The organism is Shewanella sp. SG44-6 (assembly GCF_014164185.1).
GTDB lineage: Bacteria > Pseudomonadota > Gammaproteobacteria > Enterobacterales > Shewanellaceae > Shewanella > Shewanella vesiculosa.
Genome location: NZ_JACJER010000086.1, coordinates 1 through 20,521, shown reverse-complemented (window position 1 = coordinate 20,521; position 20,521 = coordinate 1). Strand labels below are relative to the sequence as shown.

Below are 20,521 nucleotides of genomic sequence, written 5' to 3'. Positions count from 1 at the left end.
TCATAAAGCCACTGCAGCCGAAGTATTTGGGGTGCACTTTGAAGAAGTCACGACCGAGCAACGTCGCCGCGCCAAAGCGGTTAACTTTGGTTTAATTTATGGCATGTCTGCATTTGGTTTAGCTAAGCAATTAGATATTCCACGCAACGAAGCACAAACCTACATAGACACGTATTTTGCTCGCTATCCTGGTGTGCTTAAGTATATGGAAGAAACCCGCGCCATTGCTGCTGAATTGGGTTATGTTTCGACCTTATTTGGCCGTCGTTTATATTTACCTGAAATCAACGATCGCAATGCCATGCGCCGCCAAGCCGCTGAGCGAGCAGCGATTAATGCTCCCATGCAAGGGACTGCAGCAGACATAATCAAAAAAGCCATGATTGCTATCCACCAGTGGATTAACCAAGATACTCAAGGTGAAATTACCCTGATCATGCAAGTACACGATGAATTAGTGTTTGAAGTGGATGAAGCTCAAGCAGAAACACTCAAAACTAAAGTGTGCGATTTAATGGCACAAGCAGCATCATTAGATGTGACCTTGTTAGCAGAGGCAGGTATTGGCGACAATTGGGATGAAGCCCACTAAATCGTAGTTTGATAGGTTTGCATTGCATAAGATAAATAACCTAAGTTGCTAAAGCATAAAATGCCGTATTCATTGGAATACGGCATTTTTATTGCCCAAATGTTTCAGCGGCTACGCTTTTCAACATCTGTTGACCTTGAGCGCATAACCTACAACCCAAATCGACCTAATAAACACAACATTTTCGTCGACACAGTTAACAAAGCTGCATTAATTTGTTGCCAAACTCACAGTTATTGTATCTTTATATGAAAAACAGTTTTTCATTTTAAGGCGGATACGGTATTATATTCGTTGTAGGGTACAGAGGTTAAGATGTTCAATCTTTCAAACCTTTATTTCACTAGCAGTAGTGACTAGCCAAATTCGGCGCCCCAGCAACTCAGGTTGCTGGGGCTTTTTTTTGATTTTTTTTCACCGCAAAAATATTTAGAGTAAATACTTTAATGTTGGTTAAAAAAAGGTTATTGTATGGTTATTGAGAGTCATCAAATTGAGTTGATGGCACTTGAGTCTTGTTGAATTTAGCTTCTCCCCAAAAGAGCTAATTTTTTTGTACCGATGACCGTTTGGTTATCGGTTTTTTTTTGCTTGAAAATCACCATTCTCATATCAAACACATAAAAAACCGACTTGGTTGTCGGCTTTTCGTGCTGTTGGTAATCAATTACATCATGCTATTGTTACTCAGACTCTGAAGCTTGCTCGGCCTTCTGTTCCGCTAACCATTGGGGATGACACCAATCATTTAGAATACTTAGCACTTTAGGTTTACCCGTGCCTTTTAGCGATGACAGCGTCTCCACTTGTACTTTATCACCAAAATCTTTTAGGGCAGCTCGGACATCATTAACTGTTTTCATTTTGACACTTTGGGTCAATTTATCCGATTTGGTTAACAATGCTAACACCGGAATATTACTGATCACGGCCCACTCAATCATTTGCATATCAAGATCTTTCAATGGATGACGAATATCCATCAACACCACCACGCCGCTTAAACAAGCTCGTTTTTGCAAATACTCGCCAAGCGCCTCTTGCCATTTATTTTTTAACGCTAAAGGAACTTGGGCAAAACCATAACCCGGTAAATCGACTAAACGACGATCATCATCTAACTGAAACACGTTAATCAGTTGGGTACGACCAGGGGTTTTACTGGTTCGAGCTAAACTTTTTTGTTCAGTAAGTGCGTTTAACGCACTGGATTTACCGGCATTAGAGCGTCCAGCAAACGCAATCTCAACCCCGATATCCCCAGGAAGATACTGATCTAAATGCGCAATATCAGGCGCACTGATTAAAAACTTAGCCCTACGGAAATCGATACGAGATTCTGTCACTCTTAACTCCAATTAAATTACTTCTAGTAAACGCGTTACCATAAATTTTTAACAATTGCTTACTTTTGCACATTTTCGTGTAAAATATTAGGCAGATCACATTATATACCCAAGCAAAGCTGATATGTGTGATGTAGTCAAAAATGATCTCACTCTTAACGAGCATCGTAAACTACATCAAAGCGCTTGGAAAAACATTTTACCACGCTTGCGGGTCTTCCTAGTAAGCTCAGGACAATAAATTAACTAGAAGTTGGAACGCCATGAAAAAGTTAGCTCTTGCGCTGTCTGTAGTAGCCGCTATGTCATCATCAGTTATGGCTGAAGGTAATGCTGAAGTAGGCAAAACTAAAGCAATCGTATGTTCTGCCTGTCACGGTGCTGACGGCAATAGTATGATTGATATGTATCCTAAATTAGCAGGTCAACATCCTGCATACCTTGAAAAACAATTGACTGAATTTCGGTTAGCTGCGAAAACCGGCGGTGCTGAGGGTCGTATGAACCCAATTATGATCGGCTTTGCTATGGGACTCAGTGATGAAGACATTGCAGACCTTTCAGCATACTTCTCTAGCCAAGTACAAGCGGCCTCAAATGTTGCCGATGTACCTGCTGCTGGTGAAAAACTGTATAAAGGCGGTGATACCGCTCGTGGAATTACCGCATGTGTTGCTTGTCATGGACCGGAAGGTAAAGGCGCCTCTGCTGCAGGTTTCCCTATGGTTGGCGGTCAACATGCTAACTATATCAAAATTCAGCTAACACAATTCCGTGATGGACTTCGTCACAACGATTTAAATGGCATGATGCAAGATGTAGCGAAAAAATTATCTGATGCTGATATCGAAGCATTATCTAAATATATTTCAAGTATTAAGCATTAATACCACTGAATATTCGCTAATAAAGAATGGGCTTTTGAGCCCATTTTTTACCGCCTAAAGTTTACGTTTACGTCAACTTCACTGATTTTTACTTGACAGTGTTCGTTGTTTTAGCGTTAAATACACCCCGTACCGAGGTAAACCCAGCTGTTTGTAATATAAATCTAATAACATCAAGCAGGTTTCGGACTGATACATTTAAGATATAAGAATAAAGCTAATTTATAATAATAATAATTTAAGACCGCTCACTAATAATAACTACATGAGTCGATATTTCATCTTGAAATACTGGTCGTAAAATTTGTAAGGAACAGACCGATTGGTCGATATGCTGTTTAGCACTGCCTTACACAACAGAGTGACTGATAACCCAGAGTATTATTTGAAGATTCAAATAATAGCTGACAAAGCTTATAGCTGAGGATGCACACTGGAAGCTTTATCGCTCGAAGGTACAAAGCAACAAGGATGGTTAACTAATGTCATTGAAGACAATTAGGATAATGATGCGTCATTGAAGACCATCTACGGAAGCTGTAGTCAGGACGGCAACAGAATATAAAAAAGCGTCATTGATGACCAATAACAACTAAAAACGGCATGGAAAGCAGAATAAATAAAGATCTGACCGGGACAGTCACATAGCAAGTACGGATACTTGGAATCAGAATAAAGTGCATTAAGCACTGTTTTACGAGGTGGCAGTTTATACTGCCACCTTTTTTTATGCCTAAAAAGCATTAATATCGACTTGATTTCAAATGCTTACTTTTAATTAACCGCATTCGCTATATAATCGTTTATCAAGTCAATACTTAGGTGCTGCTGTATTTGATGAATGTATGTCCGCTTTGTAATCATATTGCTGAATTTTTTGTTCAAGACAAAAAAAGAGCGTTCTACAGCTGCGAACAATGTGGTTTAGTCTTTGCTAACCCAAAATCTCATCTGATGCCCGATCTTGAGAAGCAGCGCTATGGTCGATCGCAAAAGTCATCGAAACAGAAGCCATTATCGCAATTTATTCTGCCACTGTTAGATCAAATATCTCAGCAACAAACCGGTACATTAACAGGCCTCAATTTTGGCCGCTTACTTGACGAGCACAGTAGACAATCTATCGCTGATGCCGGCCATATTGTTAATGAGTACGATCCTTTTTTTGCTGCTGATCAGTCAGTGCTGCAACAGCGTTATGATTTTGTGTGCTGTTATCGAGTCTTTGAACACTTTCGTCATCCTCACCGAGAATGGCTCTTACTCAATCAATTGATTAAACCGGGTGGCTGGTTAGCAATAAGCACTCCCTTACTGACTGATAAAGACCATTTTGCCAAATGGCATTACAAAAACAATCCAACTCATGTAAGCTTTTATCAGCACTCTACATTTGAATATTTAGCATTGAATAGTGATTTTGAGCTATTATTTGCATTGAAAGATCTGGTTTTGATGCAAAAATCATCAAAATCTGATATAAAGCGCATCCTTATTTAGTGTCTTGTAGAAATTGATCTGCAAGGACGTGTTTAGAAAACCTAACGAGAACATCATGGCTCGCAGTAAAAAAACTCGCAAAGGCGGCGAAAACGGCGCTAAGTTTGCCCCAAGAGTAAAAAAAGTCGATCGTAATGCGGTCGATGGTAAAAAGTCAGAAACCGGCCGTAAATCAGGCAGCCGTCATAATGAAACGTTGCTTAAACAAGCCGCGGATAATGCAACGGTTAAAAATAAAGATGCACGCCATGGCAGTAAAAAGCCGGTCGCATTAATATTACCAACATCAATTACCAAGCCTTTAGTGGTTAAGCCTAAACAGCCTAAGCTAACTGACGAGCAAAAGTTATTGAAACTCGAAGACGATCCAAGATTAAATCAGTTACTCGACCAACTTGAAGAAGGTCGTGATTTATCTGACGCAGACCAAAAGTGGTTGGACGCTCAATTAGACAGAATTGAGCAACTGATGTTAAGTTTAGGTCTTACTGATGGTGATGATACGCCAATGGAAAGCCCTAAAAAGCAACTGAGCGACGATGACCTATTGAATCGTTTTGAATCAGGTGCGGATCTGCTTAAAGATTATCAGCAGAAAGACTAGTCTGCTCGATGAAAGTAATACCAAGCTATTTCTTGGTTTGATATCAGAAAACTGGCGCATATGGCGCCAGTTTTGTATTCAGAAAAGGATAAATTGTGTCTACAACCGCCATCGTTATTGCATTACTCATCATTATTGCCCTTGCAACTTACGCAACATACTTACTGATAACGCTTAAGCGTCGCACCCAAGCTAATCAACTCGCACAGTCAGAGCGTAAGGCTAAAGCCGAAGAGCGCAGACAGCAGATTCTGACCGATATCCGCTATATTGCTGCTGCAATGTTAGAAGATCGCTGTGAGTTGTCTGAAGGCGTTATGCGCATTGGCAAATTATTTGATGCCTTATCCATGTCGGAACAAGTTGTCGCCGACTTCCCTAAGCTGTTTAGCCATTATGAGCTGATTAGAAACCACCCTATTATGGAAGCTCGCACAGCTTTACCAAAGCAACAGCGAATGAAATTAGATTTGGAACGGATGAAGTCAGAAGCAGAATTAGAACAAGCCATCCTAGACGAGGCAAAACGCATTGCAGAATTTAGCAAACCAAGCACTCACTAACACATCCCGCTTAAGAATAAGTTGATGCTACACGCTTAGCATGCAGGTGTGCTCTGCTAAGCGATATTCCCTAGGGAGAATAAGCACACTCTTGAGGCACAAATTTGCCTGATGAGCATTTCAGCCCATGCCTAACATAGTCTCATGCCAGCGATTATTTTAAGTCAGATTCAAGCATCAAATGACCATGATGATCGACTATGCTGATATGAGATCAGATACACTGACACGTCGAAATAGCTAGAAAACATGTTTGACTCCGATTCTCGGCACAGGCTTTGATGAGTCAATACCATAAAACAAAAAGCTTAATAAAGCTCAATGATTGGAATGACGCCATGTTCAGCTCACTTTGCTCTGGATTACTCACAATACTTGGTTGGAAAATAGATGGCCAACTGGATAAAACCAGGCCGTGCGTCATCATTGTTGGCCCACATACGAGTAACTGGGATTTCATTATCGGTATTATCGCTCGCAGTGCGTTAGGCACTAAAATCCACTTTTTGGGCAAACATCAGCTGTTTATTCCACCTTGGGGGTGGATGTTTCGCGCCATGGGCGGCAGTCCAGTCAATAGAAGCAAATACAATAAGTTAGTTGATGGCGTCGTACTGTTATTCCAACAAGATCCGCTTTATAAACTAGCCTTAGCACCAGAAGGTACCCGCAGCCCTGTAACACGTTGGAAAAGTGGTTTTTATCATATAGCAGCCAAAGCCAATGTTGATATTGTGCCAATAGGATTAGATTTTGGCCGAAAGGCCATTGTGATTGCCAAGCCCTTAAAGCCGAGCGGAGAGATTGAAGCGGAAATAAACCAGTTAATGGATTTCTATCGTTCAATCAAGGGTGTGCACCCAAAAGTAATTCCTGACTATCAACAAAAATAGTGGCGATATGCTACTGCTTAGCCAATGTAGAAATAACCTTTAACCCACTGTCCTTGTTTATACGCTGAGTCACTTAACCTTCAGTAAGCACAAGCCTATCATTATGCTCAGACCTGTCGACACACTATGGCTGTGGTGACTTATTGCCCGAACTTGCCTATTGAGATTATTTAACCAACTGGCTTGCACGGGCACAGCCCTGATATAAGGAGTCGTATCGGTGATTTAACGACTCAGAGATCCATTATCTGACCGCTTATCAATCTTGTTCGGTATGTTGCTTTATGCTGCGAATATCGGTTCCTGTCGGATTTTGAAACGCACGTAAACCAAACTCGGGTAACACGGCAAAAATGTGGTCAAAAATATCGGCCTGAATGGCTTCGTAATAGGTCCATCGAATGTCATTGGTAAAAATATACAACTCGATGGGTAAGCCTTCAGTCGTTGGCGCAAGCTGCCTAACCATCAATGTCATGTCTTTATGTATTTTTTCATGACGGCGCAAATATTCTTGTAAGTATGCTCTGAATGTTCCGATATTGGTTAGATGACGACCGTTCACCTTCATTTCAATATCACTTACGTTAGCATTAGCGACACTGATTTCAGTAAATATTTGTGGTAAGTATTCTTTTAAATAATTCACCTTACCTAGGCGTAGACGTTCTTCATCAGTTAAAAATTGAATACTATTTACATCGATGTTGATTGAACGCTTAATCCGTCGACCACCAGACTCAGACATGCCGCGCCAGTTCTTAAATGCATCAGACACTAATGCATAGGCTGGGATCATGGTAATGGTATTGTCCCAGTTGCGGACTTTGACTGTGGTTAATGTGACGTCTTCAACTGCGCCGTCTGCAGCATACTTATCCATTTGGATCCAATCGCCTTTACTCACCATGCGATTAGCCGCTAACTGAATTCCGGCAACAAAACCCAAAATAGTGTCGCGAAACACTAGCATTACCAAACCAGTTGCCACACCTAAGCCACTAAAAAAATAAATAGGCGACTGGTCGGCTAAAATGGCAAATGCGACAATTAACCCAATAAAAAACAGGAATAATTTGGTTAGCTGAACAAAGCTTTTTACCGGTAAACGGCGATTCACATGATTAACATCAGCAATTTCATCGATGGCATTTAAGCCGCTATATATTGCGCGAATAATAAAGAACACCAACAAAGCGCTAAGAGAACGGTCGATAATGGCACTGATTAACGGGTGCTCAGTCACTAAAATAGGCATTAATAAATCGAGGATTAAAATCGGTACCAAAATAGCGAGGCGCTCAAATACAAAAAAGCGCATAAAAATATCGTCCCAAGTCACCGAGGAGCGACGGATCACGGCATTCACACCATGAACAACAAATCTGTGGGTAATGTAGTAACTGATACCTGCCACTAGCAAACAAGCAAGAACTAATATTGATGTGGCAACACCATCCGATGGTTGGCTATTAATGCCTAAGCGGGTTAACCAGGCCGCCATTTCAACTCGTACATCTATATTCACAAAAAAATCCTTAGCAAGACGTTCTCTTTACTCAATAAAGAGACTTAAATTAAATCGCGTAAAAAATGATAAAGCATTCACAGGCTTATCAATATGACATTATGCATTGTGTTGATGCAGAACGTTAACGAAACCTCGACAAGATCAGTAACACGCTCAATATAAATGTAAGTCACGGCTATGTTAGCAGTGATAAATAGTGCCAGTATACCTATGAAAGATTAAACAAAAATTAGCTTAGCCTTGAACAAGAAAGGCAATAAAAAAGGACCTTACGGCCCTTTATTGGATTATTGATCAATATCTTATGCTAATGATCAGTGGCATCACTAAAAGCTCGGTAACATACCCTGTGGCAGCAGCCTGTTAAAGCTTGCACTCGATAACAAATCGACCGAGTTCTCGATATCAGGTGAAAAATAACGGTCTTTATCATAAAACGTGACGATGTCACGCAGTTCGGCTTTGGCCATTGCCACTGCTGTACTTGGTTGCAAAGGCGTTCTAAAGTCGAGTCCTTGTGCAGCAGCTAACAATTCAATGGCTAATACACCACGGGTATTTTCGCTCATGTAGCGTAAGCGCCGTGCTGCAAAGGTGGCCATCGACACATGATCTTCTTGGTTAGCCGATGTGGGTAAGCTGTCTACCGAGGCTGGGTGAGCATAGGTTTTGTTCTCAGACGCTAACGCTGCCGCAGTCACCTGAGCAATCATAAAACCAGAATTCACCCCGCCGTTATCCACTAAAAATGGCGGCAACTTAGATAAGCTAGAATCAATTAGTAAAGCCATTCTACGCTCGGAAATTGAACCCATTTCAGCAATCGCAATAGCAAGATTATCTGCCGCCATTGCTACAGGTTCCGCATGAAAATTACCGCCCGAAATAATATCGCCAGTGTCTTGGAACACCAGTGGATTGTCGGTAACACCGTTAGCTTCAGCCCCAAGCACTTCTGCAGCTTGACGTATTTGGGTTAAACAGGCACCTAACACTTGCGGCTGACAACGCAGTGAATAGGGATCTTGTACTTTTTCGCAATTGGTATGGCTTAAGCTAATTTCTGACTCATTGCTTAACAGATGACGGAAAATAGCGGCCGAATCAATTTGGCCTTTTTGACCACGCGCAGCATGAATGCGTATATCAAATGGGCTACGACTGCCCATAGCCGCTTCAACACTCATAGCACCAATCACTGAACTGGCTGCAAACAAGTCTTCGGCATTAAATAACCCTTCAAGCGCTAGCGCTGTAGATGCTTGAGTACCATTGAGAAGCGCTAAACCTTCTTTAGCGGCTAATTCTATGGGGTGTAATCCTGCGATGTCTAAGCCTTCTTTAGCGCTAATGATCTGGCCTTGATAACTCATTTCGCCTTCGCCTAATAACGGCAAACACATGTGTGCGAGTGGCGCTAAATCACCTGATGCACCAACCGAGCCCTTTTCAGGCACACATGGATACACACCGGCATTGATTAGCTGGATTAAAAACTCAATCACTTCTAAACGAATGCCCGAAAAACCGCGACTTAATGAGTTAATTTTCAATACCATCATTAGGCGCACAGTGGCATCTTGCATGTATTTGCCAATACCTGCGGCATGAGACAGCACAATAGAGCGTTGCAGTAATTGCAGGTCTTCAGGGGCAATTTTAGTATTGGCTAATAAACCAAAGCCTGTATTGATGCCGTAAACAGTTCGGCCTTCGCGGAGCACCTGCTGAACAATTTCAGCACTTTGCTTAATGTCTTCAATCGCTGCAGTAGCAAGAGTCAGCTTGACATCATTGCGGCTGATCGCACGGGTTTGTGCCAGGGTTAACGTACCTGGAATAAGTTCAAATGAATAAGTCGACATGGGTTATGCTCCTAACATTGGCAGGTCTAAGCCTTGCTCTTTGGCACAATTTTTTGCAATGTCATAGCCAGCATCTGCATGACGCATTACCCCAGTAGCGGGGTCGTTCCATAATACTCGGCCTAATCTTACCGCAGCCTCATCGGTACCATCGGCAACAATCACCACCCCAGAGTGCTGACTAAAGCCCATGCCTACGCCGCCGCCATGATGTAATGATACCCAAGTCGCACCACTGGCCGTATTGAGTAAAGCATTCATTAATGGCCAATCCGATACCGCATCAGAACCGTCGAGCATGGCTTCGGTTTCACGGTTTGGACTGGCAACTGAGCCAGAATCTAAGTGATCACGACCAATGACAATCGGTGCGGATAACTCACCATTTTTGACCATTTCATTAAAGGCTAGCGCTAAGCGGGCACGATCTTTTAAGCCAACCCAACAGATACGTGCCGGCAGACCTTGAAATGCAATACGCTCACGCGCCATGTCGAGCCAATTGTGTAACTGCGAATTATCAGGGATCAGCTCTTTGACTTTGGCATCTGTCTTATAGATATCTTGCGGATCGCCAGACAAGGCGACCCAACGGAATGGTCCAATGCCTTCACAAAATAATGGCCGCACATACGCAGGCACAAACCCAGGGAAGTCGAACGCATTCGTCACACCTTCTTCAAAGGCCATTTGACGAATATTATTACCGTAATCCGTGGTTGCCGCACCGGCAGCTTGTAATGCCAACATAGCTTTAACTTGAACGGCCATTGACTGCTTAGCCGCTTTAACCACTGCCGCTTCGTCAGTTTTACGCATTTGCGCTGCGTGCTCTAAGGTCCAGCCTTGAGGTAAATAGCCGTTTAATGGGTCGTGAGCTGAGGTTTGGTCAGTGACCACATCAGGCACAATGCCGCGAGTCACTAACTCAGTAAACACATCGGCGGCATTCGCTAATAAACCCACCGAAACAGGCTTGTCGCTTTGGTTTGCTTCATAAATCATCGCTAATGCTTGATCTAATGAAGTGGCTTTTTTGTCGACGTAACCTGTGCGCATGCGAAAATCGATACGGCTTTCATCGACTTCACAGGTTAATACTGAATAACCCGCCATAGTACCAGCCAATGGTTGCGCGCCGCCCATGCCGCCTAAACCGCCAGTTAAAATCCACTTGCCAGCTGACGAGCCATTAAAATGCTGTTTTGCCATGGCGACAAAGGTTTCGTAGGTGCCTTGAACAATGCCTTGGGAACCAATGTAAATCCACGAACCGGCGGTCATTTGGCCATACATAGCCAAACCTTTTTTATCCAGTTCATTAAAGTGCTCCCAGTTAGCCCAATGTGGCACTAGGTTTGAATTAGCAATAATCACGCGGGGCGCATTGCTATGAGTGGTAAACACCCCAACAGGTTTACCAGACTGCACCAATAAGGTTTGATCGTCTTCAAGGCGTTTTAGCACCTCAATAATCTTGTCGTAACTTTGCCAGTCACGCGCAGCTCGGCCAATACCGCCATAAACCACTAGGTCTTCTGGGCGCTCGGCTACATCTGGGTGGAGGTTATTCATTAACATCCGCATTGCCGCTTCAGTTAACCAGCTTTTACACTGTAATTGAGTACCGTGCGGGGCAATAATGCGACGGCTTGGATCATGTCGTTTGTCCATATTATCCTCTTCAACCGATTAATTCGGTTTGGTTTTTTATTGGTCTTGTTGTTTATGATTAATGTCTTAAGGTTTTCATTTTCGATATCACTATTTAACGCGCAAACGTTAAATGACCACCCAGTTTAAACTTGCTGCCCGGGTGAACTAAGCGAGCAAAACTGACCACACCTTGGCGTGACCAAGTACGACGTAAAATTTGTAAACAGGGTTCACTCGCCGTAATGGCTAAACGTTGCTGCAACAGCTCATTAGCCATAATGGCTTCAACGGTATGTTTAGCCTCTGTCAGTGGCGCCACCGCCGATAAATATTCATGGGGTGTATGTAAGTTAAAATCTTGTTGTAGGTAATTAGGTACAAGTAGTGGATTCACATAACGCTCTTCAACTTGCAGTGGTAAGCCTTGCTCGCAATGCACTAATACTGAATAAAATACTGGGCTGCCGACTTCAAGTCCTAACGCATTTGCCACCGCTGTTGAGGCATCTATTTGTTTTAGTTCCAGCTGTTGAACGCTATAGCCATGGCCGCGATCTTTTATCTCGTCGGCAATATTACGAATAGCCAACAGTGACGATTGCGACTTTAATCCCGCCACAAACGTGCCAACCCCTTGAGTGCGCTCTAACACGCCCGAGTCCACCAGCTCAGTTAACGCCCGCCTTGCTGTCATGCGGCTACAGGCAAATAATTCAGTTAACTGATTTTCAGACGGCACTCGATCGTTTTCTTGCCATTCGCCCGTTTCAATACGGCTCAAAATGAATTGTTTTATTTGGGCAAACTTTGCTTGGACCATATCAGCAGCTCTCAGGTTTTTTAGACAATAATGCCATTGCTGTTTAAAAACACATCACTCATCCTACCTTGTATATACAAGCTAAAACAAGTATTGTTTAGCAAACAGTTATAAACCGATTTTGAGGGGATGTTATGTCGTGGGATCAAGTGTGGATTGATGTAAACGTGGCCACCATGGATACCAATATCCAAGGGGCTTACGGCGTAATACATCAAGCGGCCATTGCAGTAAAAGACGGTAAAATTGCTTGGGTTGGCCCGCGCAGTGAACTACCTGAGTTTGATGTACTGGCAACACCTGTTTACAGAGGCAAAGGCGGCTGGATCACGCCGGGGCTCATTGATGCACACACCCACTTAGTCTTTGCCGGTAATCGTGCCCACGAATTTGAACAGCGTTTACAAGGTGCGACTTACGCCGAAATCGCTCGCGCAGGTGGCGGTATTATCTCAACGGTTAATGCGTGTCGTGATGCCGATGAAGCCGAGCTCTTTGAACTGGGCCGACAACGCTTAAACGCCCTAGCCAGAGAAGGCGTCACCACAGTTGAAATTAAATCAGGCTATGGCTTAAACACCGAAACCGAACTTAAATTACTTCGCGTAGCGCGTGAACTCGGCGAGCATCATCATATTGACGTCTGCACCACCTTTTTAGGCGCCCATGCTATCCCGCCAGAATATAAAGATAATGCCGATGCGTATATCGACCTCGTCATCAATGACATGCTCCCCGCGGTAATCGCTGAAAACCTTGCTGATGCTGTGGATGTCTTTTGTGAAAATATCGCCTTTAGTCTTGAGCAAACGGAGCGAGTATTAACCGCAGCGAAACAAGCAGGATTACAGATAAAATTGCATGCCGAGCAATTAACCAACATGGGCGGTAGCGCCTTAGCCGCCAAGCTTGGGGCTAAATCAGTCGATCATATTGAGTTTTTAGACGAAGCTGGCGTTAAAGCCATTAGTGAAAGCGGTACCTGCGCAACCTTGTTACCAGGGGCATTTTACTTTTTACGCGAAACCCAATTACCGCCAATTGAATTATTGCGCCAATACAAGGTACCTATGGTGATTGCCAGCGATTTTAATCCGGGGTCATCGCCTATTTGCTCAACCTTATTAATGCTCAATATGGCCTGTACGCTATTTAGATTAACCCCAGAAGAAGCCTTACAAGGTGTGACCATTAATGCAGCAAAAGCGCTGGGTATCGATAATAATGTCGGCAGTATTAGCATCGGTAAACAAGCCGATTTTTGTTTGTGGGACATCACCACACCAGCACAATTGGCTTACGCATACGGGGTTAATCCGTGCAAAACCGTGGTCAAAAAAGGTCAGGTAATTGCCCTACCGCATTAATCGTGCAGTAACCAGTCAGTTACTGTGATTTAGTCATCCGCCATGACAACAGCTTAACGTCTAATCAGAATTGGCCGTTAAGCTGATTTACAAATCCTTAGACAAAGGAGTTAAACACATAAAACGCTAATCGACATCCCATCACCCCATTACGCCTCTTGCCATTAACGATTAATTAACATTTAATGGGTGCTGATTAAATGGTCGTATGACAAGGGATAACAAGATGAAAAAAGGGTATTTAGCGCTATCGATAGCATTGGGTTTTGCAGGTTTTAGCGCTAACAGCATGGCGCAAACCACACTGGTGCATCACGTTAATGGCTACACTCTCGTTGACGGCAAACTGCAAACCTTTAATGCGATTCAATTTACCGATGATAAAATTGATCAGTTATTTAGCCAAAATCACACCTTACCCACGGCGACGGATATCACCTTAATTGATGGACAAGGTAAAACGCTACTGCCTGGATTAATCGACGCCCATGGTCATGTACTGAATTACGGCTTGAGCCTACTCACTGCTGATTTGACCAATACCAGTAGCGAGCAAGATGCAGTTGCGCGAGCTCAAGCATTCAGTAAAAAAAATCCCACCGATGGCTGGCTGATGGGTCGCGGTTGGAATCAAGAATTATGGGACAGTAAGCAATTTCCCAGCAAAGAAAGCCTAGATAAAGCCTTTAGCGCTAACCCAGTGTCATTTGGTCGGGTAGATGGCCATGCTATTTGGGTGAATAGCAAAGCCCTAGCCCTAGCCGGTATTTCCGCCAACACAGTCGCGCCAGAAGGCGGGGAAATTGTTAAAGATGAGCAAGGTAATCCAACTGGCGTACTTATCGACAATGCAATGAACTTAGTGTTTAACATCATTCCAGACCTTAACCAGCAGCAACTTGAATCCACTTTAACGCTAGCGATGAACAGCCTTGCCTCTTACGGACTCACCAGCGTTCACGATGCTGGCATTAGCATTGCTAACATCAAAGCCTATCAGCAATTAGCCGATAAAAAAGCCATGAGCATTCGAGTCAATGGCATGCTGTCGGTAGAAGACCCACGCTTTGACACTATATTAAAACAAGGATTCATCACCACGGCTGACGATATGTTTAAAGTCGACAGCGTTAAAATATCAGCCGATGGCGCACTGGGCAGTCGCGGCGCTGCGTTAATCAAAGAATACTCAGATCAACCTGGCCATAAAGGCTTAATGCTTTACTCAGACGAGCAATTAGGCAAACTAATTTTACAGTCGATGAAAGCGGGATTTCAGGTCAACACCCACGCCATTGGCGATAATGCCAATCAAGTCGTACTCGATAAATACCAAACCGCGATTGCAGCCACAGACTCTAAAGCATTACGCCACCGCATTGAACACGCACAAATTCTCGATTTAGCCGATATACCGCGCTTTGCCCAACTTGGGGTTATCGCCTCAATTCAAGCAACCCACGCTACCAGCGATAAAAACATGGCCGAAAATCGTTTAGGTAAAGCCCGTCTAGCCGGCGCTTATGCATGGCGAAAACTGTTAAACGCCAATGCCGTTATCGCCAACGGTTCAGACTTTCCCATCGAGTCACCTAACCCATTTTTTGGATTACATGCATCAGTTACCCGCCAAGATCATGTTAACCAGCCACTCGACGGCTGGCTCTCTAGCGAAAAACTATCACGCATCGAAGCACTCAAAAGCTTCACCATCGACGCCGCCTACGCGGGCCACCAAGAGCAATTATTAGGTTCATTAGAACCCGGTAAAAAAGCAGATTTTATCTTAGTCGAAGATGATTATTTTAAAATTGACCCACAACAGATTTGGCAAAACAACGTCATCGCCACCTGGGTCAACGGCCGTCAGGTATTTGCAAAAGAGTAAATGATTTGGGACGCCGTTTAGCGTAGTAAGTTACTGCGCCTAAACGACTTGGTACTGGCTTGGCTTAACTTGAGTCGTCACTTCACTGTGACTAATTGCCAGCCGCAGGCTCAGTGCAGATGATTAAGCGAGACGCCGCAAGCACATCCGTGTGGGCTTAGCCAAAACATCCCTGTTTTGGATAAAGGCGCACCTGTACTTGGAATTTCTAAAAAATCATCAGCCAATAGTCGTCCAAGCTCTTCCCGAGAAGAACAAACCTCAGGTTTTAAGCAATACAACTCAATTCTATCAATGTCTCTATAAGTGAGTTCAATCGACTCCTATGGCGTTTTAACGCCGCTACAACGGTACAGAATGGCAACCTAACATGATAAGAATCAAACAATAACCAGCAATTTTATGCCTAATTTAATTGTCTGGTATGGCAGCAAAAATTGACCATGTCATCACAACCTAAATGGTGACATAGCCAAAAATGCCGAATAAACGAATTAAGCTTGCGTAAACTGCAGGTAAAGCTTGTCTTTGAGCACGGTTCGGTCAAGCTTGGCTTGATGCATAAAGTCATCACTTGTTGGAGAGTTGCGTAACTCCAGCTTACGAATTTCAGTATCTAAATTATGATACTGCTTTGCATCTTCTGCAAACTCAGTATCAGTGGCGGTTAACATCAAAATCTTGTCTTGATACTCAGGAAAATCAACTAATAACGCATGGCTTTCACCTAACATATACTTCTCCATTTCATGTCAATGTTCAATAATGTTAGACCATATTTATACCTCATCGTCAAACTGACAGCGTTATTTTTCAATAGGTCGCACATAAAACTGCAACAGCTTAAGCCTCATAACTGTTAGGATATGCTCATATTCGTACTTGAATGCCACTATTAACGTAATGAGTAATCAATGAAAAAAATTATCCCTGCCATTATTATAAGTCTGCTTGCCACCGCTTGCTCTGATCCCAGCACAGCTAATAACAACTCAAAAACAGCCAGCGACCAAACAGGTAACTCAGCGACCAAGCTAAGCCTTAAACAACAAGTAGAGTCGATCACGAGAGATTACTTTTTACTTAGACCAGAAATTGCCACTTACTATGGCGTGAGCGATGCCAGTATCAACGCCAAAGTGATGTCTAAACTCACCGACTACAGCCCATCTGGTGAAACTCACCGTCGAAAAGGCCTTAAGGCAATACTGAGTCAACTGAACAGTATTGATACCTCAAGCCTTAGCGATTCAGAGAAAATAAGCTTGAGCGCGATAAAATCGGAAGTAAAAGGCGCATTGCTGCCGGCTCAAACAGTGAATTATGGCACAGTATTAGGCGAATATGGTGTGTGGTTTTTACCCTACTCCGTCAACCACCTATCGGGTTTACAAATTGAATTTCCGGGTTATATGGAAGACAAATTTGCCGTAACCAATACCGATGAAGCGAACGCCTATTTAAACCGTTTAAGCATGTACCCTGCAGCAATGGGCACGCTTGTCGATAAGCTTAACCATGATGCCGATATAGGCGTCATTCCCCCCGATTTTGTTATTGATAACACCTTACGAGGGTTACAGGCACAAATCAGCAGCCCGGCTAACATGCATCCTTTAGTTACCAGTTTTGGCGCTAAACTTAATACTGCAAAGGTTGCGGGTAGTGATGCGTTAATCAGCTCTGCCGCTGAACTGGTTGAAACTAAATACTATGCCGCAACTCGCCAACTAATCAATGCGTTAGAAGCCGTGCGTCCAAAAGCAACCCATGAAGCTGGCATTGGTCGTTTGCCTCAAGGGGCTAAGCTATATCAGACACTTATCCAACATTTAGGTAACTCAACTAAAACCGCCGATGACATTCATCAACTCGGTTTGGCCGAAGTGGCACGGATTACTCTCGAAATGGACGGACTACTTAAAGAGGTGGGTTATGTTGACGGTACTGTAGGTGAGCGCATGCAAGTATTGCTCAACGACCCACAATATCTTTACCCAAATACGCCAGAAGGTAAGCAACAACTAATGGCCGATATTGATGCCGACTTAGCCTTAGTTGATGCCAAATTACCAGACTGGTTTGGCCGTTTACCTGACCAAGATGTGGCCATTGAAGCGGTACCAGATAGTCGTGCGGCTTCAACTAGCGGTGCATTTTATGATGCTCCATCGCAAGATGGTTCACGCAAAGGCACGTTCTGGATCAGCTTGTATGATACAGCATCACTGCCATCTTATTCATTACAAACCTTGACCTACCACGAAACCAATCCAGGTCATCATTTACAAACCATTATTGGCTTGTCTGATGAATTGCCCCTGTTGAGTACCGTATTTTACTCCAATGCGGCTGGTGAAGGCTGGGCCTTGTACGCTGAACGCCTAGCTGCCGAAATGGGTATTTATGCTAATGACCCAATTGATAATATTGGTCGCTTACAATCTGAGCTACATCGTGCAGTACGTTTAGTGGTTGATACGGGCATGCACGCCAAAGGTTGGAGCCGTGAAAAAGCCATTGATTACGCGGTAGCGACTGAAGGTATTCATCAATCTGAAGCGACAGCTGAGATTGAACGTTACACAGTATGGCCGGGGCAAGCACTGGGTTATAAACTAGGTGAGCTAAAAATTATCGAACTTCGCGAAAAAGCCAAACAAGTTTTAGGTGATAAGTTCGATATTAAAGTGTTTCATGATCGTCTTTTAGAAAATGGTGCATTACCGTTGGATTTAATGGAACAGAAAATCAATCAGTGGCTTGAGACTGCTGCGTAAACAATAACGCAATCAAAAATACGGGGCGAAATCTCGCCCCGTATTTTACTGTAATAAACTCACCAGAGTTAATTTTACTGCGCTTGATATTCAGCTAATTGCTGAGTGTATTTACTTTGATAAAACGGATGATCAGTATTGGCGAGCGCTTGTTTTTCAAAAGCGATTGCTTGGTCAATGTCACCTGCTGCTGCATAAACACTGGCTAACGAATGATAAGCGGAGTCAGCTTTTGGGTAAGCGTTAATCGTGTCTTGATATACACTAATGGCTTGCTCCGGAGGTAAACTATCAGCCAACGCTAGCAGCGAATCAATCGCAGGTACATCAAAGCCATAAACGTCATCTGAAAGGTGCTTGTAATAGGCTAGAATGGCCTTAGTACCTTGTTGTGACACCTCAGAGTCTGCCGCTAATACGCTATGCACATCATTAAATATCATCTCAATACCCAATGCCGTCGCCAAAATAGGTTGAGTCATATAATAGCTGCCATCAAAGCGCTTTATTTGATAATTCAATTTGCTATTGGCATGGGTCTGAATAATATTTTCAAGCGTCGCAAACGAGTCGAGCTGCCTTTGCTCAAAGTCGCTGTCGCTGGTGCTCACGAATAAAAATCGCGCCTGGTTTTTCATGCTTTGCAGCTTTTTGGGCGCATCGCTTAACACGTAGGCAAACTCTTTAGAAAGTACCGGACTGGCAGCAATATACGCATTAAACAGACTAGGACGATTGATGAGGCTATATAGCACTAAACCCGCATTGCCAGTAAAACCATTAAAAATACGAAAGCCATTGGTACGATAACGTTTATCTATCGCTGGCAATAAGTCTTGCTCAAAAAAATCCAGTAAAGCTTGGTCGCCTCGTTGTTCAATGGCCTGCTTTTTCAACTTGCCTAGCCCTTGATGACCATCTGGCGCGGTGACAATGATAGTCTCTAACCACGGCCATCCGCCATTATGGCTCATCCAATCGTGCATTCCCGACAAATACAAATGGCTACGTGGATGTAAGTCAAATAACACCACATAACGCTTATCGGTTTGCTTGGTATAACCGTTTGGCAAGGTCACCACAAAGTCAGCTGGGTCACTAAATAGAGTGGAACTGACACTCAGGGTTTCAGTGTTAAGTTGCGGCAATACCTCAGTGGCAGACACCGCGCCTATGGAGAAAAAACTCAGTAATAGCGTGTATCTCGTTATACGGTTAATCCAAATGAGCGGCCATTTGAAATAACGTTTTGTCCCTGTTGTAAGCATGGTGCCTTCCTTGTAAAACTCGAGCATAAAGTTATACCTGAAGCTACCAGACCGCATCACTCAAGGCAATTTAGCGTTATCTAAACTTAGCTCACACCTTGCACTCAAAATCAGCGAATACAGGGGCAAAGTGATGAATAGCACTAGCCTTAATCCCCAATAAAGCATAGGATCTTCATTAAGTTAATTATTGTTTTGGAGTAACAAGTCTTATGAGCATTAGAGCTATTATCGTTGATACCGCCGGTACCACTACCGATCTTAACTTTATTCAGGATGTGTTATTTCCTTACTCAAGAAAGGCTATGGCTGATTTTCTTGAGCAAAACCAACATAACGTACTCGTTGATTATTGTATTAGCGATGTTAAAGATATCGCCTTAGAACCCGATGCGTCACTTGAACGAGTCATCGAGATTTTACAGCAATGGATCGACGAAGATCGCAAACTTACGCCACTGAAAACCCTGCAGGGATTAATCTGGAAACAGGGTTATAACCGCGTTGAGTTTACTGGCCATATTTATCCAGACTTTATCGAGAGCATTGAGCGCATTAAAGAGAAAGGCATTCGTATTTACAGCTTCTCTTCTGGCTCTGTCGAAGCACAAAAACTGTTATTCAGCCACACCGAAGCAGGCGATTTAACCGGTTCGTTCAATGGTCACTTTGATACCCGAACAGGCAATAAGTTAGACAAACAAGCCTACTGCAATATTTGCAATACCATCAGCTTGAAGCCAAAGCAGATCTTATTTGTGTCAGACGTAGCAGAAGAGCTTGTTGCTGCAGAAGCAGCGGGGATGACGACTTGCCAAATGATCCGTTTTGCCGATCAACGTCAAGCTAAGTGTAAAAAAGTAACTAGCTTTAGTGAGCTAACCTTCGATTAAGACTTTAGCAGCACATATAAAAAACGGCCTCTTGGGTCGTTTTTTTATATGTGCAACTTATCAGCTGC

At 43.3% G+C, this 20,521-nt stretch carries 17 protein-coding genes; 10 read left to right on the top strand and 7 right to left on the bottom strand.

The window, feature by feature from the left end:
- Window positions 1–592: DNA polymerase (locus H5185_RS14985; RefSeq protein WP_259396227.1), on the top strand; the 592-nt coding region annotated here is incomplete at its 5' end.
- A gap of 683 nt (window positions 593–1,275) precedes the next feature.
- Here H5185_RS14985 and yihA read toward each other — a convergent pair.
- Window positions 1,276–1,938 carry a ribosome biogenesis GTP-binding protein YihA/YsxC gene (gene yihA / locus H5185_RS14980; RefSeq protein ID WP_124016682.1) on the bottom strand — a complete coding sequence of 221 codons (663 nt, stop codon included), beginning with the start codon at window positions 1,936–1,938 and terminating at the stop codon, window positions 1,276–1,278.
- Between the two features lie 263 nt (window positions 1,939–2,201).
- Here yihA and H5185_RS14975 point away from each other — a divergent pair, with 263 nt between their 5' ends.
- The 5 genes from H5185_RS14975 (at window position 2,202) to H5185_RS14955 (ending at window position 6,385) form a co-directional block, all read left to right on the top strand.
- Window positions 2,202–2,825 (top strand): cytochrome c, encoded by a 624-nt coding sequence (locus tag H5185_RS14975; RefSeq protein WP_182698217.1) that lies wholly within the window; start codon window positions 2,202–2,204, stop codon window positions 2,823–2,825.
- Between the two features lie 837 nt (window positions 2,826–3,662).
- Window positions 3,663–4,325, top strand: a complete 663-nt coding sequence (locus tag H5185_RS14970; protein WP_124016680.1) for a methyltransferase domain-containing protein — start codon at window positions 3,663–3,665, stop codon at window positions 4,323–4,325.
- Between the two features lie 55 nt (window positions 4,326–4,380).
- Window positions 4,381–4,929 (top strand): Der GTPase-activating protein YihI, encoded by a 549-nt coding sequence (gene yihI, locus H5185_RS14965; protein ID WP_124016679.1) that lies wholly within the window; start codon window positions 4,381–4,383, stop codon window positions 4,927–4,929.
- Window positions 4,930–5,024: 95 nt separating this feature from the next.
- Window positions 5,025–5,492: a DUF2489 domain-containing protein gene (locus H5185_RS14960; RefSeq protein ID WP_124016678.1), complete on the top strand. Its 468-nt coding sequence runs from the start codon at window positions 5,025–5,027 to the stop codon at window positions 5,490–5,492.
- Window positions 5,493–5,830: 338 nt separating this feature from the next.
- On the top strand, window positions 5,831–6,385 hold the full coding sequence (locus H5185_RS14955; protein WP_182742493.1) for a 1-acyl-sn-glycerol-3-phosphate acyltransferase: 555 nt from the start codon (window positions 5,831–5,833) through the stop codon (window positions 6,383–6,385).
- 259 nt (window positions 6,386–6,644) lie between these two features.
- On the opposite strand, the gene H5185_RS14950 is transcribed toward H5185_RS14955, so the two are convergent.
- The 4 genes from H5185_RS14950 to hutC all read right to left on the bottom strand — a co-directional run bounded on the left by H5185_RS14950 (window position 6,645) and on the right by hutC (window position 12,257).
- Window positions 6,645–7,889: a mechanosensitive ion channel domain-containing protein gene (locus H5185_RS14950; protein WP_220487642.1), complete on the bottom strand. Its 1,245-nt coding sequence runs from the start codon at window positions 7,887–7,889 to the stop codon at window positions 6,645–6,647.
- Window positions 7,890–8,242: 353 nt separating this feature from the next.
- Window positions 8,243–9,781: a histidine ammonia-lyase gene (gene hutH / locus H5185_RS14945; RefSeq protein WP_182742492.1), complete on the bottom strand. Its 1,539-nt coding sequence runs from the start codon at window positions 9,779–9,781 to the stop codon at window positions 8,243–8,245.
- A gap of 3 nt (window positions 9,782–9,784) precedes the next feature.
- Entirely contained in the window at window positions 9,785–11,455 is a 1,671-nt protein-coding gene (gene hutU / locus H5185_RS14940) for a urocanate hydratase (RefSeq protein ID WP_182742491.1), read from the bottom strand.
- Window positions 11,456–11,549: 94 nt separating this feature from the next.
- Window positions 11,550–12,257, bottom strand: a complete 708-nt coding sequence (gene hutC, locus H5185_RS14935) for a histidine utilization repressor (protein ID WP_124016673.1) — start codon at window positions 12,255–12,257, stop codon at window positions 11,550–11,552.
- A 134-nt stretch (window positions 12,258–12,391) separates the two neighbouring features.
- Here hutC and hutI point away from each other — a divergent pair, with 134 nt between their 5' ends.
- Both hutI and H5185_RS14925 read left to right on the top strand, forming a co-directional pair.
- A complete protein-coding gene (gene hutI / locus H5185_RS14930) occupies window positions 12,392–13,624 on the top strand; it encodes an imidazolonepropionase (protein ID WP_182742490.1) in 1,233 nt (410 codons plus the stop codon).
- A gap of 226 nt (window positions 13,625–13,850) precedes the next feature.
- Window positions 13,851–15,512, top strand: a complete 1,662-nt coding sequence (locus H5185_RS14925; RefSeq protein ID WP_182742489.1) for an amidohydrolase — start codon at window positions 13,851–13,853, stop codon at window positions 15,510–15,512.
- Window positions 15,513–16,006: 494 nt separating this feature from the next.
- On the opposite strand, the gene H5185_RS14920 is transcribed toward H5185_RS14925, so the two are convergent.
- Window positions 16,007–16,246 (bottom strand): YdcH family protein, encoded by a 240-nt coding sequence (locus H5185_RS14920; protein ID WP_182698208.1) that lies wholly within the window; start codon window positions 16,244–16,246, stop codon window positions 16,007–16,009.
- Between the two features lie 180 nt (window positions 16,247–16,426).
- Here H5185_RS14920 and H5185_RS14915 point away from each other — a divergent pair, with 180 nt between their 5' ends.
- Entirely contained in the window at window positions 16,427–18,292 is a 1,866-nt protein-coding gene (locus tag H5185_RS14915) for a DUF885 family protein (RefSeq protein ID WP_124016669.1), read from the top strand.
- Between the two features lie 74 nt (window positions 18,293–18,366).
- Here the strand turns inward: H5185_RS14915 and H5185_RS14910 are convergent, their stop codons facing one another.
- Window positions 18,367–19,560 carry an alpha/beta hydrolase-fold protein gene (locus H5185_RS14910; protein WP_182742488.1) on the bottom strand — a complete coding sequence of 398 codons (1,194 nt, stop codon included), beginning with the start codon at window positions 19,558–19,560 and terminating at the stop codon, window positions 18,367–18,369.
- Between the two features lie 212 nt (window positions 19,561–19,772).
- Between H5185_RS14910 and mtnC the strand changes: the two genes are divergently transcribed.
- Window positions 19,773–20,453, top strand: a complete 681-nt coding sequence (gene mtnC, locus H5185_RS14905; protein WP_182742487.1) for an acireductone synthase — start codon at window positions 19,773–19,775, stop codon at window positions 20,451–20,453.
- The last annotated feature ends 68 nt before the right edge of the window (window positions 20,454–20,521 follow it).

Bases quoted from the DNA above. Each gene is read 5' to 3' on its own strand.
- H5185_RS14975 (WP_182698217.1), top strand. From the start codon at position 2,202: ATGAAAAAGTTAGCTCTTGCGCTGTCTGTAGTAGCCGCTATGTCATCA.
- H5185_RS14970 (WP_124016680.1), top strand. From the start codon at position 3,663: ATGAATGTATGTCCGCTTTGTAATCATATTGCTGAATTTTTTGTTCAA.
- yihI (WP_124016679.1), top strand. From the start codon at position 4,381: ATGGCTCGCAGTAAAAAAACTCGCAAAGGCGGCGAAAACGGCGCTAAG.
- H5185_RS14955 (WP_182742493.1), top strand. From the start codon at position 5,831: ATGTTCAGCTCACTTTGCTCTGGATTACTCACAATACTTGGTTGGAAA.
- H5185_RS14950 (WP_220487642.1), bottom strand. From the start codon at position 7,889: ATGGCGGCCTGGTTAACCCGCTTAGGCATTAATAGCCAACCATCGGAT.
- hutH (WP_182742492.1), bottom strand. From the start codon at position 9,781: ATGTCGACTTATTCATTTGAACTTATTCCAGGTACGTTAACCCTGGCA.
- hutU (WP_182742491.1), bottom strand. From the start codon at position 11,455: ATGGACAAACGACATGATCCAAGCCGTCGCATTATTGCCCCGCACGGT.
- hutC (WP_124016673.1), bottom strand. From the start codon at position 12,257: ATGGTCCAAGCAAAGTTTGCCCAAATAAAACAATTCATTTTGAGCCGT.
- hutI (WP_182742490.1), top strand. From the start codon at position 12,392: ATGTCGTGGGATCAAGTGTGGATTGATGTAAACGTGGCCACCATGGAT.
- H5185_RS14925 (WP_182742489.1), top strand. From the start codon at position 13,851: ATGAAAAAAGGGTATTTAGCGCTATCGATAGCATTGGGTTTTGCAGGT.
- H5185_RS14920 (WP_182698208.1), bottom strand. From the start codon at position 16,246: ATGTTAGGTGAAAGCCATGCGTTATTAGTTGATTTTCCTGAGTATCAA.
- H5185_RS14915 (WP_124016669.1), top strand. From the start codon at position 16,427: ATGAAAAAAATTATCCCTGCCATTATTATAAGTCTGCTTGCCACCGCT.
- H5185_RS14910 (WP_182742488.1), bottom strand. From the start codon at position 19,560: ATGCTTACAACAGGGACAAAACGTTATTTCAAATGGCCGCTCATTTGG.
- mtnC (WP_182742487.1), top strand. From the start codon at position 19,773: ATGAGCATTAGAGCTATTATCGTTGATACCGCCGGTACCACTACCGAT.